We start from the raw sequence: 17,246 nt of genomic DNA on the forward strand, positions 1-17,246 counted from the left end.
GGGGACGCGGGTGGTCAGCCGACGTGGCAGGGCTGGGCGGCGACGCCGGCCGGCGGCACGGCTGTCTCGGCGGCGGTCTTCGTCCGCACGTACCGGCTCGCGTGGTCGGCGACCAGGTCGAGGACGTGGGCGATGTCGTCCACGGTGGTCTCCGGGTTGAGCAGGGTGAACTTCAGGTAGTGCGCCCCGTCGACCTTGGTGCCGGCGACCAGGGCGGCACCGGAGGCGGCCAGCGCCTCCCGGGCGTACAGGTTGGCGTCGTCGGCCAGGTGGTGCTCGGTCGGCAGATACCGGAACACGACGGTGCTGAGCTGCGACCGGGTCACCACCTCGAAGCGGGGGTCGGCGGTGAGCAGCCGCCAGGCGTCGGCGGCGAGGTCGAGCACCTCGTCGAAGAGCGTCCCGACCGTGTCCGGACCCATGATCCGCAGGGTCAGCCAGAGTTTGAGGGCGTCGAAGCGGCGGGTGGTCTGCAGGCTCTTGTCCACCTGGTTGGGGATGTGCTGTTCGGCCATCCGCTCCGGGTTGAGGTAGTCGGCGTGGTAGGTGGCGTGTCGCAGCACCGCGCGGTCGCGGACGAGCAGTGCGCTGGAGCTGACCGGCTGGAAGAAGGACTTGTGGTAGTCGACGGTCACCGAGTCGGCCTGCTCGATGCCGGCGAGCAGGTGCCGGCGGGTCGGCGAGACCAGCAGCCCGCAGCCGTACGCGGCGTCGACGTGCAGCCAGACCCCGGCGGCCCGGCACAGGTCGGCGATGGCCGGCAGCGGGTCGATGGTGCCGAAGTCGGTGGTGCCGGCGGTGGCGACCACGGCCATCACGATCAGGCCGTCGCGCCGGCAGCGGGCGATCTCGTGGGCCAGCGCGGCGGTCCGCATCCGCCGGTCGGGGCCGGCTTCGACGGGGATGACCGCGGTCCGGGCCAGGCCGAGCAGCTTTGCCGACTTCTGCACGCTGAAGTGCCCGGCCTCGGAGGTGAGGATGCGTAGCCGGGGCAGCAGGTCCTCGCGCGGTCGGGCCACCGCCGCCAGGGCCTCCTCCCGGGCCAGCAGCATGGCCTGGAGGTTGGACTGGGTGCCGCCACTGGTGAACACCCCGTCGGCGGTGGGGCCGAGGCCGATCCGGTCGGCCGTCCAGTTGATCAGGCGGCGCTCGATCAGGGTCCCTCCGGCGCTCTGGTCCCAGGTGTCCAGGGAGGAGTTCACCGCGCTGAGCACCGCCTCGCCGAGCAGCGCCGGGATCACCACCGGGCAGTTGAGGTGTGCCAGGTAGCGGGGGTGGTGGAACCAGACCGCGTCGCGCAGGTAGACCGATTCCAGTTCGTCGAGGGCGGCGGCCGGGTCGGTCAGCGGCCGGTCCAGGTCGACCCGGTCGACCTCGGGAGCGAGTCGGGCCGGGGTGACCCCGCTGAAGGGACGGTCGACGTCGGCGACCCGGTGGGCGACCCGGTCGACCGCGGCGGCCAGCAGGTGCCGGTAGCTGTCGACCGTGCCCTGGTGGAACAGGTGTGCGCGAGCGGCCGTCGGCCGGCCGCTCGTCGGGCTCGGTGCGGCCTCGGCGGGATGCCCCTGGAATGTCATGGCGGTTTCCTCAACGGTCGCGTGGACACGGTGGAACGGCCGTGCCGACGGGCCGGTGAGGCGGTCGACGCGAGCCGAAGTTAGGCTACCCTAACCTAACTTTCTGTCAAGGAGTTGTCGCCGCCTCGCGGGGGGTCACCGAACGGGGCGGATTGCGTCCGCTGGAGAGATTTCGTAGGTTAGGCAAACCTAATAGACGAGGGGGCGGAGTTGGCGCATCGGGTCTACCGCGATCCGTGGGGGATCCCCCACCTGCGAGCCGCCGACCCCCGTACGCTCGCCTACGCCCAGGGCCGCGTCACCGCCCTCGACCGGGCATGGCAGATCGAGGTGGAACGGCACCGGTCACAGGGGACCGGCGCGTCCTTCCTCGGCCCGGAGGCCGTCGACTGGGACCGGTTCGCCCGACAGGCCCGACTGGACGACACCGCCCGCCGCTGTCACGCCAATCTCGACCCGGACACCGCCGCCTGGCTGCACGCGTACGTCGACGGGGTCAACGCCGGCCTCGCCGCGGGCGCCCGGCGGGCCCCGCAGTTCGCCGAGGTCGGGCTGACCCCCGGCCGGTGGCGGCCCTGGACCCCGCTGGCCGTCTGGCTCACCCACCACGTCCTCTTCGCCGGCTTCCCGGCCAAGCTCTGGCGCACCGAGGTCGCCCGGCATCTTGGCGAGGACGCGGTCGACTGCTTCGCCACCGACGGTCCGGACACCTCCGGCAGCAACGGCTGGCTGCTCACCGGGACACGCACCGCCGGCGGCGCGCCGATCGTCGCCGGTGACCCGCACCGCTACATCGAGGACCCGGGCGTCTACCAGCAGGTCCGGCTCTCCTGCCCGGCGTACGACGTGGTCGGCCTCGCCGTGCCCGGCGTGCCCGGCATCGCCCACTTCGGCCACAGCGGCACGGTGGCCTGGGCGATCACCAACGCCATGGCCGACTACCAGGACCTCTACGCCGAACGCCTGCGCCGCCGGGACGGGACGGTCGAGGCGCTCGGCCCGGCCGGCTGGCGCCCCACCGAGGCCCACGTCGAGACGATCGCGGTGGCCGGCGGTGACCCCGTCGACATCGAGGTGATCGAGACCGAACGCGGCCCCGTCGTCGTCGGCGGACCGGACGCCGACCTGGCGGTCAGCCTCCGGTACCCGCCCCGGGTCCGCGGCGACCTCGGCTTCGCCGCGCTGCCCGCCCTGCTCGCCGCCACCCGGGTCGCCGACGTGGACGCCGCCTTCGACCGTTGGGTGGAACCGGTCAACGTGGTGCTCGCCGCCGACACCACGGGCGGGCTGCTGCACCGGGCCGCCGGAGCCGTGCCGGTCCGCGACCGAGCCAACAGGCTGCTGGTCGTGCCGGGCTGGGAGCCCGGACACGAGTGGCGCGGCTGGCACGCCATGCCCCGCGCCGACGTGACCGACCTCGCCGTGATGGCGAACGAGCGGGGGATCGCCACGCCGCTCGGCGTCGAGTTCGCCCCACCGCACCGGGCGGACCGGATCCGAGCCCTGCTGACCGGCCGCAAGGACTGGTCCGCCGAGGACCTGACCAGCGTCCACACCGACACCCGGCTGGCGTCGGCCGAACCGCTCCTGGCCCGGCTCGCCGACCTGGACGGGCTCAGCCCGGCCGCCGTCGCGCTGCGCGACCGGCTGCTCGGCTGGGACCGCGAGATGCGCGCCGACAGCGTCGACGCCGCCGCCTTCGCCACCGTCCGCGCCGCCCTGGTACGTTGCCTGACCGCCCACCCGACACTGACCCCGCTGGCCGACCCGTCGCACTACCCGCCGCTCTTCCATCCCTGGCTGGCGCTGGCGTCCAGGGCCGGCTTCGCCCTGGAAACCCTGCTGCGGGCCGACCTCCTGCCCGCCGCCGACCTGGCCGACGCGGCCCGCGCCGCCGTCGAGGAGGCGGCGCACGCGACCCCGGTGCCCTGGGGCGAGCTGCACCGGCTCGCCCCCTGGCAGGCGCTGCCCGATCCGGCCGCGCCGGCCCCGGGCCTCTCCGGCGACCACGACTGCGTGCTGGCCACCTCCAGCGTGCCCGGCGTCACCCACCACTGCTTCCGGGCCTCCGCCGCCCGCTACGTCTGGGACCTCGGTCGGCGCGACGACAGTCGATGGATCGTCCCGTTCGGGGCCTCCGGGGTGCCCGGCGACCCGCACCAGCGTGACCAGTCCCCGTACTGGCTGCGCGGCGACCTCATCCCGGTCGTCACCGACTGGCACCGGCTCACCGAGGAGCGAGATGACCACGACCACTGACCCGACCTGGCTGCGGCACGTCGAGGGCTTCGGGGAGGTGCTGATCCGGCCGGTCGACCCGGCGAGCGACGCCGACCTGATCCACGACTGGGTCACCCGGGACCGGGCCCGGTTCTGGGGGATGCGCGGCGCCAGCCGGGAACGGGTACGGGAGATCTACTCCTACGTGGACTCGCTGGCCACCCACCACGCGTACCTGATCCACCGCGACGGCCGCCCGGTGGGGCTGTTCCAGACGTACGAGCCGGCGGCCGACCCGGTGGGCGAGTGCTACGAGGTCCAGCCCGGCGACTTCGGCATCCACCTGATGATCGCCCCGCCGGACGGCGGCGCCGAACCGGGCTTCACCGGCGCCGTCCTCGGCGCCTTCCTGGAGTTCGTGCTGGCCGACCCGGCCCACCGACGGATCGTGGCCGAGCCGGACGCCCGCAACGACAAGGCCATCGCCCGGCTGGTCCGGGCCGGCTTCGTACCCGGTCCGCGGATCGACCTGCCCGACAAACGCGCCCGGCTGCTCTTCCTGGACCGCTGACCGACCCGGCCCGGGTCGCTCTGGGCGGGGCCGCACCACCGGCGAGCCCCGCCCGACGGCCCGCCGGCTCAGGAGTCGGCGCGGCCCAGCCGCCAGTAGCCCATGAACGCCACCGCGCCCCGGTCGAGGCCCCGTTCGGCGACCAGGTGCCGGCGCAGCCGACGGATGACGCCCGCCTCGCCGGCCAGCCACGCGTACAGCGGTGCGGGGTCGGACGACGGCGGCACCTCCCAGAGGATCTCCTGGTCCACGTCCACGTCGGTCAGCGCCCGGGGCGCGCCGGCCACCGCCGGCACGAGGACCGACCGGTCGGCCGGGAGCAGTTCGGCGGCGAGCGCCGTCACGGCCGGCACCAGACGGCTGCCGTACTCGCCGCCGGTGCGGGCCAGCCAGGTCACGGAGACACCCGCCGGCGTGGTCACCGGCAGCACATCCCCCGGATCGGGCGCCTCGATCAACGCGTGGCCGTGTGCGTCGGCCGGCAGCCGTTCCAGGATCGCGCAGATCGCGGGCGCGGCGGTCTCGTCCCCGGCGAGCAGCAGCGTCCCACCTCGCGGCGGCCGGAACTCGACACCCCCGTGCCTGCCCGGGTACTCGGCGTCCGGCCCGACCAGGGCGAGCCGGTCACCGAGCCGGGCCCGCCGCGCCCATCGGGTCGCCGGGCCGCCGTCGCCGTGCAGGACGAGGTCGACGTCCACCTCCTGCGCCTGGGGACGGACCGCGCGGACGGTGTACGTGCGCACCGGGCTGCGCCGCCCGACGGGCAGCTCCCGCCACCGCTGGTACCAGTCGGGGCCGTCCGGCAGGTCCGCCACCCGGTTGTTGGGCAGCGGCAGCGCCACCTTGATCCGCTGGTCGTAACCGTTGTCGGCGAACCGGTCCAGATCCGGGCCGGCGAAGGTGACGCGCAGGAACGACGGGCTGAGCCGACGCAGCGCGCGGACCTCGACGGTGAAGACGCGCCAGGGCGCGACGGAGACGGTGCTCGGCATGGCAGCCTTCCTCTAGCGGGGCGCCGACCGTCCGGCGGACCCGCCGTACGGTGGACAGAATCTCATCGGGCGGGCCGCCGTGCCGCGCGAGCGCCACAACAGCCATACGAAGTACGGGGTGCCGATCATGGCCACGACCAGGCCGGCGGGCACCTGGGCGGGCGCGATGGCGGTGCGGCCGAGGGTGTCGGCGAGGCTGACCACCACCGCCCCGAGCAGCACCGCGACCGGTAGCACCCGGGCGTGCCGGCCGCCGACCAGGGCCCGCGCCGCGTGCGGGGCGACCAGGCCGACGAAGCCGATCACGCCGACCGCGGAGACGGCCGTGGAGGTGAGCAGCGCCGCCGCGCCCAGGGCGAGCAGCCGGGCGCGTTCCAGCCGGACCCCGAGCACCCGGGGCGTGTCGTCGTCCAACGCCAGCAGGTCGAGTTCCCGGCGGGCCGCGATCACCGCCGGGATGCTGAGCAGCAGGGCGATCGCCACCGGCAGCACCTGCGGCGCGGTGCGCCCGTAGGTGGAGCCGGAGAGCCAGGTCAGCGCCTTGCCGGTGTTCCACGGGTCCGAGGTGACGATGATGAACGTGATGATCGCGGTGCCGCCCTGCCATACGGCGAAGCCGATCAGCACGAGCCGGTCGGAGCTCAGGCCGCGATGCCGGGCCAGGCCGTAGACCAGCGCGAACGCCAGGATCGCGCCGACGCCGGCGGCCCCGGAGATGGCGGCCACCCCGGCCAGCGGGACGAAGGTCAGCAGGGACACCGCACCGATCCCGGCCCCGCCGGTGATGCCCAGGATGCCCGGTTCGGCGAGCGGGTTGCGGCACACCGCCTGGACCGTGGTGCCGGCCACCGCGAGCGCCGCACCGGCCAGCGCCGCCGCCGCGACCCGCGGCCACCGCTGGTCCAGCACGAAGGTGTACGCCGGACCGGTGCGCCCCTGCACCCAGTTGACGATGTCGCCGAACAGGACCCAGGTGTCCCCGGCGAGCATGCCGAGCACCGTCGCCCCGACGGCCACCACCGCGCACACCGTGACCACGGTGAGGTGGAACGCGCGGGACCGGACGGCGGCGTGCCCGCCCGGGGGCCGGCGGGTCGGACCCGCGTCGCGGTGCCGTCGGGCCAGCCAGACCAGCAGCGCCGCGCCGAAGAGGGTGGTGACCACGCCGGTCGGCACGTCCACGCCGGCCTGGCCGCCGAGCACGGCACGCAGCAGCACGTCGGAGCCGAGCACGATGACCACCCCGGCGATCCCCGACAGCGGCAGGAGGATCCGGTGCCGGTGCACCCCGGGCACCACCCGGCCGAGCAGCCGTACGATGACCGGCGCGCAGAGCCCGACGAAGCCGATCGGCCCGGCCAGGGTCACCGCGGCGGCGGAGAGCAGGACGGCGAGCAGGACGACCACGAGCCGGGTACGCCGTACGTCCAGCCCGAGCACGGTGGCGGTGTCGTCGCCCAGGGCGAGGATGTCCAGCCGGTGCCCGAGCGCGACGAGCAGCACCACGGCGAGGCCGATGACCGGGGCGAGTTGGGTGAAGGCGGCCAGGTCGGCCTGCACGAGCGAGCCGTTGCCCCAGGCGAAGAGGCCGATGGTGGCCTGTTCGAAGAGGAGCATCAGCAGCATGGTGAGCGAGCTGAGGGCCATCGCGGTCGCCGAGCCGGCGAGGATCAGCCGGGTCGTCGCGGCCTGACCGCCGGCCGACAGTGCCAGCACCAGCCCGGCCGCGGCGAGCCCGCCGCCGAAGGCGAGCCCACCGGCGGGCAACGCCGGCAGCGCGAGGCCGAACGCCGCCGAGGCGACGATCGCCAGGTGCGCCCCCGCGTTGACCGCGAGGGTGTCCGGGGAGGCGAGCGGGTTGCGGGTCAGCGACTGGAGGGCGGCGCCGGCGCAGCCCAGCGCCACGCCGACGGCCAGCCCGGTGAGCAGCCGCGGGATGCGGGAGGCGATCAGGACGCGGGCGGTTTCGTCGTCGGCGCCGGTGAGCAGGCGCAACAGGTCGAGCGCCCCGACCGAGGAGGTGCCCTGGGTGAGGTGCACCATGGTGATCACCACGAGCAGCGCGGCGGCGAGGACGAACACGCCGGTGACCCGGCGGCGGGAGAGTGGCCCGGCCGGGGCCGGCTGGGTGGCCGGCTCCGACCGGGCTGGTGCGCTGAGCTGGCTCAAGCCGCGTAGACCTTCACGAACTGGTCGATGTACTGCATGGCGGAGAGCGGGCCGCCGAAGGTCCAGATGCCGTCGGGCATCCGGTGCAGCTTGTGCTGCTGCACGAACGGCAGCGACTTCCAGATCGCGTTGCCGGCCAGCCCGTTGGCGAAGACGTCGTCGCCGTCGGAGGCGTTGTAGAAGAAGTGCAGGTCCTGGGACTTCAGGACGGTCATCCCCTCGACGTCGGTCTGGCCCAGCCCCCACGCCTCGTCGGTCTTGCCGGCCCAGGCGTTCCTGAGGCCGAGCTGGATGCCCAGCTGGGAGACGAACGCGCCCTGGCCGAACATCCGGATCGAGACGGTGCTTCCCTCCTTCCAGCCGTCGGCGATGGCGAACTGCTGGCCGGCCGCGCCGGCGTCGGCGATCTTCTTCTTCCCGTCGGCGATGGCGGCGTCGAGGTCGGCGAGGAGCTTCTGGGCCTCGGCGGTCTTTCCGGTCGCGGTGGCGATCATGTTGAGGTCGGAGCGGAGTCGGCCGAGATTGTCCGAGGCGTCGCTGCCCTTGGTGACCAGCACCGGCACGTACTTTTCGAGTTGGGTGACCAGCGCGGAGCCCCGCTCGGCCTCCATCACCACCAGGTCGGGCTGCAACGCGACGATCGAGTCGACGCTGGGCTCGCCCCGGGTGCCGACGTCCTTGACGCTCGCGTCGAGCTTGGCGGCGCTGACCCAGGTGGCGTACCCCTTGGGGTCGGCGACGCCGACCGGCATGACGCCGAGGCCGACGAGCATCTCGACCTCGCCCCACTCCAGCCCGACGACCTTGGTGGCCGGGGCCTTCAGGCTGACGGTCTCGCCACGGCTGTCGGTGACCGTGACCGGGCCGCTCGGCGCGGCGCCGGAGGCGGACGGGTCGGCGGAGGGGGTCTCGGTGGTGCCGCAGGCGCTGAGCAGCAGCGCGGCGGCGGCGACCAGGACGGTCGCGCGCGTACGCATCATGGTTTTCTTCTCTGTTCGTGGATCGGTTGGGAAGGTCAGGCGACGGCCCGGGTGGTGTGTCGCCCGACGGGCCGGGTGGAGAGCAGCCCGGTCATCGGGTCGGCGGTCACCTCGATGCGGATCCCGTACGTGTCGGTGAGGGCGTCCTCGGTGAACACGTCCCGCGGCGGGCCGGCGGCCCGGACGCGCCCGCCGTGCAGGAGCACCACGTCGTCGGCGACGGCGGCGGCCTGGTTGAGGTCGTGCAGCACGACCCCGACGGCGACGTCGTCGGTGTCGGCCAGGTCCCGCATCAGGTCGAGGATCTCCACCTGGTAACGCAGGTCGAGGAAGGTGGTCGGCTCGTCGAGCAGGAGCACGGCGGTGTCCTGAGCCAGGCAGGTGGCCAGCCACACCCGCTGCAGTTCCCCACCGGAGAGCTCGTCGACCGGCCGGTCCGCCATCGCGGCGACGCCGGTGACCGCCATGGCCCGACCGATCGCGGCCGGACCGTCGGGGTCGTCGGCCCGCCAGCGTCCCCGGTAGGGGTGCCGCCCGTAGCCGACCACGTCCCGCACGGTGACCCCGTTGGGGGTGGGGCGGCTCTGGGCGAGCAGAGTGACCCGGCGGGCGAACTCCCGGGCGGACAGGGTGCGGGCCGGGGCGCCGTCGGCGAGCAGAATCTCGCCGCGCTCCAGCGGGTGCAGCCGGGCCAACCCGCGCAGCAGCGTCGACTTGCCGCTGCCGTTCGGCCCCACCAGCGCCGTCACCGCGCCGGGGCGCAGCGTGATCGCCGCGTCGTGCACCACGGTCGCGCCGTGGTAACCCAGACGCAGGTCCACACCCCGAAGTCCCTCGGCGCGACCGCCCCCACCACTCATGTTGGTTAGGTTAACCTAACCTTAGTTAGCGTTGTCAAGGCACCCGAAATTCTGTGCGGCTACGGCGAGCGCGCGGCCGAGGTGCTGCGCCGATCCGCCCGGTGTCGGCAGCGGTTACGGCCGGGAGTGGTTGCGGCTGGCGACGGTTACGGCGGGCGCCAACGCGGGTCGGCTCACGCCGGATCGGCCCGCTCGGCGGCCCGCAGATCACCCAGCAGTTCGGCCTGATTGGTCAACACCTCGGTCAGGATCCGCCGCGCCACCGCCAGCAACTCCGCCACCTGCGGGCTGACCAGCGAGTAGTACACGGTCGAACCGTCCCGGCGGGTCACCACCAGGTTCGCGCGGCGCAGCACCGCCAACTGCTGCGACAGGTGCGCCGCCTCGATGCCCACCTGCGGCAGCAACTCCGACACCGCGTGCTCCCGCTCCGCGAGCAGCTCCAGCACGCGAATCCGTGCCGGATGCCCCAGTGTTTTGAAGAACTCGGCCTTGGCCTGATACAGCGGCGTACTCACGGGCCCACCCCTTTCTGGGGAGACACGCTACGATCCGCTCGTTGCCGGGGTGCGCCACCGGTCGCCGAACGGGGACCTCGCCGACCTTCGGCCGCGAGCGTGCCGCCACGGCGAGCGCGACCTCCGCCCCGCGCGACCTCCGCCACCGGCGGCAGCGCCGCGCTCCGTACCGATCGCGGTCCGCCGCGCCGGCCTGACCCGCTTGCCCGCCACCCGCGGCGCCGCCGCCGGTCCCACCTCATCCCGGGAGCGGTGCCGTCGAGGCGGAAGTCGGGTACGCGGGGCGGCGGCTGCCGCCGGATGCTTCCCGGTTTGGGAACCGGCAACCAGTTGCATCTAACGACTTGCTAAAGTTGGCAAGTCTTGAGGCGTCGGGTAGCCGATCGCCGCCCAGGCATTGTGAACCGGATCGGCCGGTCCCGGGAATCGACCACCCGCGGCCCCGCCGACGGGAACCCCGCCGAACGTGGCGGCCCACTGACCCGGCATGGCCCGCCGGTCCATCTCTCGTACGGCGGGCCATGCCGTTCACGCGAGGGTGCCGGCGTCGCCAGTCTCAAGCCGATCGCCGTGCGCCGCGACCGGGTCGTCCACGATCGACATTCCCGGTCCCGTATCCCGGGGCGGCTGCGGGGCACCCGCGTTCCGCCTACGTTCAGCAACCCATCACGCCGAGGCCACGCTGCGGGCCGGCTGGCGGGCTAGCGTCGCGCCGTCAATGTGATGATCCGAACGGAGCTGAGGTCATTGATGTCCGTACGTCGTGTTCTGGTGAGCCTGGCCGTGCTGCCGGCGCTCGCCGCGCTCTCCGTACCCACCGTCGCGTCCGCGTCGCCCAACAACCCCTACGTCGTGCTGCCGCAGAAGACCCACTTCGACCTGCAGGCCCACCGCGGCGGCATCGGCATGACGACCGAGGAGTCGCTGGAGGGGTTCGCCAAGGCGATGCGGCTCGGGGTCAGCACCCTGGAGCTGGACACCCACGTCACCAGGGACGAGAAGGTCGTGGTCAACCACGACCGGCAGATCAGCGCCCAGAAGTGCCGCGACACCGCACCGGTCACGCCCGGTGACCCGATGTACCCGTACGTCGGCAAGTACATCAAGGACCTGACGCTGGCCCAGCTCAAGACCATGGACTGCGGTTACCAGCAGTTGCCCGGTTTCCCCGAGCAGGAGCAGATCAAGGGCTTCCGGATGGTCGAGCTCAAGGACGTGTTGGACCTCGTCAAGAGCTACCACGCGAACCAGATCAAGCTGAACATCGAGACCAAGGTCGAGGCCGGCGCGCCGGAGCAGACCGCGCCGCGCGAGCTGTTCGTCCGTCGCGTCTACGAGGAGATCCACGCCTCGGGGATCGAGAAGCAGGTCACCATCCAGTCCTTCGACTGGGGCGCACTGAAGGAGATGCACCGCCTCGCGCCGACCTGGCCGCTGGTGGCGCTGACCAACTACGACTTCCTCCAGGTCGGCAAGCCCGGCGCCTCGCCCTGGCTCGGTGGCCTCGACGCCGACGACTTCGACGGTGACTTCGTGAGGGCCGCCGCCACCATCCCGGGCGTCACGGCCCTGTCTCCCGTGTACGGGTTCCCGCAGAACGGAACGATCGGCGACCCGAACTTCCGCTTCTACGTGGACGAGGCGATGGTGTCCGCGGCGCACGCCCGTGGCATGAAGGTCATTCCGTGGACCTGCGACGACCCGGCGACCGTCGAGGCCCTGATCGACATGGGCATCGACGGCATCATCACGAACTACCCGAACCACGTCCGGCAGATCATGGCCGAGCGCGGCATGCGGCTGCCGAAGGCGTACGAGGCGCGCTGACCACTGGCGACAGCCTCCGGGGTGCGGTGGGTCGCCCGCCGTCCCCGGAGGTTCGCCCGTCCGGTCGGTCGACCGCCGGGGCCGACCGGGGCGGATCCTAGTGCTGGCCGCCGGGCAGCCGGGCCGCACCACGCGAGAGTCTGAACAGCCAGCGGAGCATGATCCGCAGCACCGCGGTCAGGCCGGTACGGTCGCCGGCGCGCTGCAGCTCACGGGCGCGACTGACCACGATGACGAGTCGCTCGCCGTACGCGGGCCACAGCGGAGCCTGCTGGCGGAGGCGAACCGCGAGCCCCGCCAGCTTCCCGGCGACCCTACGATCCTCGACCCGCAGAACCTCGAGGTCGGGCAGCAGGCCGACCCGTACCGTCAAGTAGGCGTCCCACGCCGCACGTCGGGCCGGATCCATCTCCGCGTTCGCCTTCCTGGCGCAGTTCCGCCGCCGTCACTACTGGCCGGCGGGGTCGAGCACGTCCGGTTCGCCGACGGCGAGCACGCCGGTGCGACGCAGATGAGCACGCGCCGCGTCGATCGCCTCCGTCGTACCGGGGAAGACGCGACCCGCGGCGCGTAGCCGATCGAGCACGCCGACCGCGTCGAGGATCTTCTCCTGGTCGGCGCGGACGCCGGAGACGCAGACGGCGATGTCGCGGTGTTCTAGCCGCTCGATCGCGTCGCGGAGCACGAGCGCCCCGGAGCCGTCGATCGTCGACACCCGCGACATCCGCAGGATGATCACCCGCACGTCCGCCACCTCGGACAGTGCCAGCAGGAACCGGTGGGCCGCCGCGAAGAACAGCGGCCCGTCGAAGCGATAGGCCACAATGTGCTCTCTGAGCAGGGCGGCCTCCTCGACGTGGTGGTCCGCGATGTCGAGCGGGACCTCCACCAGCCGAGCCGCACCGGCGATCTTGCGGATGGCCAACGCGGCGGCGACGAGCAGGCCGATCCCGACGGCGGCGACCAGGTCCAGGGCAAGGGTGGCCACCGCGGTCAGCGCCATGATGAGAGCGTCGGAGCGGGTCGCGCGGGCCAGGGCGGTCAGCGAACCCACCTCGACCATCCGTACCGCCGTGGCCAGCAGCACCCCGGCGAGCGCGGCGACCGGGATGTACGCCACCAGCGGAGCGGCAGCCAGCATGATCACCGCCAGGGCGACCGCGTGGGTCAGCGAGGCGAGTCGCGACTGGGCGCCGGAGCGGACGTTGACCGCAGTACGGGCGATCGCCGCCGTCGCCGGCACGCCGCCGAAGAGTGGGGTCACCAGGTTCGCCACCCCCTGGCCGAACAGTTCCCGATCCGGGTCGTGGCGCTGATTCACCGTCATCCCGTCGGCGACGGTCGCCGACAGCAGGCTCTCCAGAGCGGCCAGGGCGGCGACCGCCAGCGCCGAGGTGAACAGGGTCGGCGCGGCGGCCAGGTCCAGGAAGCCCAGCGACGGGCTGGGAAGCATGGCGGGCAGGACGCCGATGCGGGCGACGTCGAGCGACAGCAGCTGCGCCAGCACGGTTGCCGCGGCCACCATGATCAGTGAGAACGGCACCGTGGGTCGCCAACGCGCGCCGGCCAGCATCACCGCCGCCACCCCGAGCGCCACGATCAGCGCGGGCCAGTGCGGACTGCCGGCGAACCCGGCCAGTGCCCGCCCGGCCACCACGGTGACGTTCTCGCCCTCCGGGCTCGGCACGCCCAGCGCGGCGGGCACCTGTTGTAGGAAGATCACCGCGGCGATACCCACGGTGAAGCCCTCCACCACCGGCGCCGGAACGTAACGCACGTACCGCCCGGTGCGGAGCAGGGCCAGCGCCAGCAGGATCAGGCCCGCCATCACTCCGACGGTGAGCACACCGCCCGGCCCGTACCGCGCCACGATTGGCACCAGCACCACGGTCATCGCCCCGGTTGGCCCCGACACCTGCAGGTTCGACCCACCGAACAGCGCGGCGAGGGTGCCGGCGACAATCGCCGTCACCAGGCCGGCGGACGCCCCCAGACCGGACGACACCCCGAAGCCCAGCGCCAGCGGCAGCGCCACCACCGCGACGGTGAGCCCGGCGAGCAGGTCGCGGCGGGGCTGCCTGCGCATCGCCGCGAGATCCGCCCGCCCGGGCAGCAGAGCAACCACCTGGTGCCAGGCCGACCGGGCTAAGACGGCGGCACTCACCGGGGGACCGGCAGTGACTCGTCGTCGTCGGCCCGGTCCCCACGGAGGCTGTCGAGCAGCTCCGCCTGGCCGGCCAGCATCTCGGTGAGGAAGCGGCGGGCCGCTCGCATGAGATCCGCGACGTCCGGTCCCGCGAGGGCGTAGATGACCGCCGACCCGTCCCGCCTCGACGTCACGATCCCGGCCCGGCGCAGCACCGAGAGCTGCTGGGACAGACTCGACGCCTCGATGTCCACGTCAGCCAGCAGGTCCCGCACGGTCATCGGCCCGTCACCGAGCAGCTCCAGCACCCGGATACGCACCGGGTGCCCGAGCGTGCGGAAGAACTCCGCCTTCCGCTCGTACAGCGGCAGCACCATACGACCTCCCAACCGACTATCAGCCTAGGCAATTGAAGACCTCTTCAAGTCGACAATCCAGTCGGCCCCTGCCGAAGTGATTCGCGCCACCCTCGGCGACAACCAGGCGTCGCCGCCGAGCCGTGCCGGGTGGGCGGGGCGATGGGAGCCGCCACGATCGCATCAGCGCGCAGGTATCTCGGCCCGCGTGACATCATGCGTCGATGAGCAGCGACATGCTCCCCGAGGTGAGTGCCCTGGCGATCAACGTGACGATCCCGGAGCGGCTCCGCTGGACCGACATCCGGCGCGGCGAGGAGTTCACACTGACCACACTCAACGTCCGGCTCCTCCCGGACGGGCGCCTCGCGGCGAAGGCGTACGGCAGGCCGACCGGCGGCGGCCGTGGCACGTACGTCTCGTTCCCCCTGCCCGACACGCCCGAGCTGGTGGCCCTCGTCGACGCCGCCGCCGGCCGCGCCGGCGCGCTGTGGGCCGCCCACCGCGGTCTCGGCTGACGGCTCGACCGCGGTGACCCGGACCTGTCCCCGGTCAGCCCCGGGTCATGACGGCCGTCCGCCGAACTGCCAGTTGTGCACCTCGATATCGGCGTACCGGTGCGGGGTCAGCACGGCGCGTGCCCGGTCCGGATCAGGCGCCCTGACCAGCGCCGCCGTACCCAGCCAGACGGTGCCGTCGTCGGAGAGCAGCGGCCCGTACGCGATCAGCTCGTCCCGGTCCGCCGGCACGTCGAGGTCGGCGGCCTGCCCCGCACCCAGGCCGAGCACCAGGTACCGGTTACCGCCGGTCCGGCCGCCGGGAAAGTCCCACATGGTACGCCCCAGCGCGTTGCGCCACCGGCGCAGCAGCACGTCCCGGTACGCGCCGGCCTGATAGTTGGGCTCGTCGAAGGCGAACGCGCGCGCCGCCGCGGGATCGGGCAGGTCGACGATGTGCACACTGCCGGTTGGCGTGTCGCCGTCGCCGCCGAGGGTCGGGCCGCGGGCGATCAGCTGTGCCGCGTACCGGTCCATGTAGGACCAGTGCTCCTCCAGCAACTCGCGGCGCAGTGCCATCGAGCCGGGCCGGTCGCGGTGGTAGCAGAAGAACTCCATGCCCCAGAGTCTTCCCGGCCCCAGAGTCTTCCCGCCATGCCGGACGCCGATGCCGACAGGTGCCGTCCGCCCCGGTCACGATCCCGGCCTGGTCCGATGTTCCCGCCATGGACGCACGCACCCGCCCGGCGACACGGGTTGCGGCGCAGCCCGCCGGGTGGTCGTAGGCTGCGTCGGCCGGTGGCGCCGCGCACGAACCAAACAACGGGAGGACTGCCTGTGGCCACGGTCCGGGTCGAAACGGACATCAATGTTCCCGCACAGCGCGTCTGGGACGCGGTGCGGGCCAGGGTCGAGCGGGGCATCATCGAGATCAAGCAGATCCTGGAGGCGGCCGAGACCGACCGCTGGTCCCGGCGAGATCATCCGTGATCGACGAGGCTTCGGTCGCGCAACAGGGTTGCCCGTGCCTCGTTGAGTGATCGGATCAGCGGCATCAACGGGGGCGCAGGGGATGGTTGCGGCGGATGGTGACAGCCCGGGTGCGGCCGGGCTGCGCGGGATCGAGGCCGAGACGCAGCGGGCGACCTTCCTGGAGCTCTTCCTCGACCTGGTCTTCGTCTTCGCGCTCAACCGGGTCACCCAGAGCCTTGCCGTGGGCTTCACCGCGGGGTATCCGATGCCGTTCGACCAGACCGGTCAGGCCGTGGTGCTGTTCCTGGCTCTCTGGCTGCTCTGGATGGCGAACGCCTTCCTGACCAGCAGACTCGACCCTGAAACGTCGGTCGTGCAGTTCGTCATGATCCTGACGATGGCGGGCAGCATGGTCATGGCCGTCGCGGCGCCGCAGGGGTTCCACGAACGGGCGCTCATCTTCGCCGGCGCCTACCTGACCGTCCAGATCGGCCGCGGCCTGGCACTGCTCGTCGCGACCCGGGGCCGGTCGGGTCCGGGGAATCCCGCGCCGCTGCTCCGGGTTCTCATCTGGTCCGGCCTGACCGCGGCCCCGTGGCTGGTCGGGGGGATAACCGATGAGCAGGGGGTCCGGGCGGTGCTGTGGAGCATCGCGCTTGCCCTGGACTACGTGGGCCTGGCTCTCGGCTGGCCGGTGCCCTGGCTCGGCCGCTCCCAGGTCGCCGGCCAAAGCATTGCAGGCGAGCGCCTGGGAGAGCGGTACCAGCAGTTCTTGCTCATCGCCCTCGGTGAGTCGATCCTCACCATCGGCATCACCTTCAGCGGCGGTCCCGGCTTCACCCGGGACCGTACGATCGCGTTCGCGCTGGCGATGCTGACCACCGTGCAGTTCTGGCGGATCTACTTCTACCGGGCGGGCGGCCTGCTGCCGCTCGCCATCACCAGGGCCCGCGAACCGGTCCGACTCGGCCGCTCGGCGTCGTTCACCCATCTGGCCATGGTTGCCGGCATCATCGTCTCGGGGGTGGGCTACGAGTTGTACATCGACCATCCGCTCGGGCACACCGAGCCCGGCTGGCTCGCCGTCATCATCGGCGGGCCCGCGTTGTTCCTCGCCGGGCGGGTCGCCTTCGAGTACCAGGTGTTCGGCCGGATCTCCCGAGCCCGGGTGGCCGGGCTGCTCTGCCTCGGCCTCCTCATCCCGGCGTTGCTGGTGCTGCCGACCCTGGCTGCCGGCGCCGCGACCGTTGCCGTCCTGTTCGCGATCACCGTGGCGGACGCGTACCGCGCCCGCGGCCGGACGTCGGAGGAACCAGCTCCGCCCGTCTGACCCGGCCGCCGTACGCGGCGAAAGGCATGTTCAGGAACCCGTGCAGCCGGCATGATCAGCGACATGGGGGCCGCTGGCGGCTTCGCCGGTGCGTCGTACGCGCTGCCGTGTGCGCGACCGCGAATTCGACCTGCCACGTGGTCCGACCGCCTGAACCCGGAGCGGACCGGGAGCACCAAGCCGTGGTTGTGCCGTGTTGCCACGCGTTCCGCTCGGGAGCCTGCCGTCCGA

General features: G+C 72.8%; 16 protein-coding genes. 6 read left to right on the plus strand and 10 right to left on the minus strand.

Annotated elements, in window-relative coordinates; genetic code table 11:
- Positions 1-14 precede the first annotated feature (14 nt).
- On the minus strand, positions 15-1,577 hold the full coding sequence (locus GA0070621_RS09170) for a pyridoxal phosphate-dependent decarboxylase family protein (protein ID WP_091193341.1): 1,563 nt from the start codon (positions 1,575-1,577) through the stop codon (positions 15-17).
- A gap of 210 nt (positions 1,578-1,787) precedes the next feature.
- Between GA0070621_RS09170 and GA0070621_RS09175 the strand changes: the two genes are divergently transcribed.
- On the plus strand, positions 1,788-3,836 hold the full coding sequence (locus GA0070621_RS09175) for a penicillin acylase family protein (RefSeq protein ID WP_091193344.1): 2,049 nt from the start codon (positions 1,788-1,790) through the stop codon (positions 3,834-3,836).
- Positions 3,820-4,368, plus strand: coding sequence for a GNAT family N-acetyltransferase (locus GA0070621_RS09180; RefSeq protein ID WP_091193347.1), 549 nt, complete (start codon positions 3,820-3,822; stop codon positions 4,366-4,368). Before GA0070621_RS09175 ends, GA0070621_RS09180 begins: the two co-directional genes overlap by 17 nt.
- Positions 4,369-4,436: 68 nt before the next feature.
- Here GA0070621_RS09180 and GA0070621_RS09185 read toward each other — a convergent pair whose 3' ends face one another.
- The 5 genes from GA0070621_RS09185 to GA0070621_RS09205 form a co-directional block, all read right to left on the minus strand.
- On the minus strand, positions 4,437-5,360 hold the full coding sequence (locus tag GA0070621_RS09185) for a siderophore-interacting protein (RefSeq protein ID WP_091193351.1): 924 nt from the start codon (positions 5,358-5,360) through the stop codon (positions 4,437-4,439).
- A 12-nt stretch (positions 5,361-5,372) separates the two neighbouring features.
- A complete protein-coding gene (locus tag GA0070621_RS09190; protein ID WP_091193352.1) occupies positions 5,373-7,529 on the minus strand; it encodes an iron ABC transporter permease in 2,157 nt (718 codons plus the stop codon).
- Positions 7,526-8,509 carry an ABC transporter substrate-binding protein gene (locus GA0070621_RS09195; protein WP_091193355.1) on the minus strand — a complete coding sequence of 328 codons (984 nt, stop codon included), beginning with the start codon at positions 8,507-8,509 and terminating at the stop codon, positions 7,526-7,528. Before GA0070621_RS09195 ends, GA0070621_RS09190 begins: the two co-directional genes overlap by 4 nt.
- Before the next feature lie 35 nt (positions 8,510-8,544).
- A complete protein-coding gene (locus tag GA0070621_RS09200; RefSeq protein WP_091193358.1) occupies positions 8,545-9,369 on the minus strand; it encodes an ABC transporter ATP-binding protein in 825 nt (274 codons plus the stop codon).
- Between the two features lie 173 nt (positions 9,370-9,542).
- Positions 9,543-9,887: an ArsR/SmtB family transcription factor gene (locus GA0070621_RS09205; protein WP_091193360.1), complete on the minus strand. Its 345-nt coding sequence runs from the start codon at positions 9,885-9,887 to the stop codon at positions 9,543-9,545.
- Positions 9,888-10,637: 750 nt separating this feature from the next.
- Here GA0070621_RS09205 and GA0070621_RS09210 point away from each other — a divergent pair.
- Positions 10,638-11,714 (plus strand): glycerophosphodiester phosphodiesterase family protein, encoded by a 1,077-nt coding sequence (locus GA0070621_RS09210; protein ID WP_091193363.1) that lies wholly within the window; start codon positions 10,638-10,640, stop codon positions 11,712-11,714.
- Between the two features lie 97 nt (positions 11,715-11,811).
- Here GA0070621_RS09210 and GA0070621_RS09215 read toward each other — a convergent pair whose 3' ends face one another.
- The 3 genes from GA0070621_RS09215 to GA0070621_RS09225 all read right to left on the minus strand — a co-directional run bounded on the left by GA0070621_RS09215 (position 11,812) and on the right by GA0070621_RS09225 (position 14,237).
- Positions 11,812-12,087, minus strand: coding sequence for a hypothetical protein (locus tag GA0070621_RS09215; protein ID WP_157739907.1), 276 nt, complete (start codon positions 12,085-12,087; stop codon positions 11,812-11,814).
- Positions 12,088-12,162: 75 nt separating this feature from the next.
- Complete coding sequence (locus tag GA0070621_RS09220; RefSeq protein WP_091193368.1) at positions 12,163-13,800, minus strand: SulP family inorganic anion transporter; 1,638 nt, start codon at positions 13,798-13,800, stop codon at positions 12,163-12,165.
- Positions 13,801-13,874: 74 nt separating this feature from the next.
- Positions 13,875-14,237: an ArsR/SmtB family transcription factor gene (locus GA0070621_RS09225; protein WP_091193371.1), complete on the minus strand. Its 363-nt coding sequence runs from the start codon at positions 14,235-14,237 to the stop codon at positions 13,875-13,877.
- A gap of 203 nt (positions 14,238-14,440) precedes the next feature.
- On the opposite strand from GA0070621_RS09225, the gene GA0070621_RS09230 reads away from it, so the two are divergent.
- Positions 14,441-14,734 (plus strand): hypothetical protein, encoded by a 294-nt coding sequence (locus GA0070621_RS09230; RefSeq protein ID WP_091193372.1) that lies wholly within the window; start codon positions 14,441-14,443, stop codon positions 14,732-14,734.
- Between the two features lie 45 nt (positions 14,735-14,779).
- Here the strand turns inward: GA0070621_RS09230 and GA0070621_RS09235 are convergent, their stop codons facing one another.
- A complete protein-coding gene (locus GA0070621_RS09235; RefSeq protein ID WP_091193375.1) occupies positions 14,780-15,331 on the minus strand; it encodes a YciI family protein in 552 nt (183 codons plus the stop codon).
- Positions 15,332-15,550: 219 nt separating this feature from the next.
- Here GA0070621_RS09235 and GA0070621_RS29470 point away from each other — a divergent pair, with 219 nt between their 5' ends.
- Complete coding sequence (locus GA0070621_RS29470) at positions 15,551-15,703, plus strand: hypothetical protein (RefSeq protein WP_157739908.1); 153 nt, start codon at positions 15,551-15,553, stop codon at positions 15,701-15,703.
- A gap of 82 nt (positions 15,704-15,785) precedes the next feature.
- Positions 15,786-17,015, plus strand: coding sequence for a low temperature requirement protein A (locus GA0070621_RS09240; RefSeq protein WP_091193378.1), 1,230 nt, complete (start codon positions 15,786-15,788; stop codon positions 17,013-17,015).
- Positions 17,016-17,246 lie beyond the last annotated feature (231 nt).

It is taken from the genome of Micromonospora narathiwatensis (assembly GCF_900089605.1).
GTDB lineage: Bacteria > Actinomycetota > Actinomycetes > Mycobacteriales > Micromonosporaceae > Micromonospora > Micromonospora narathiwatensis.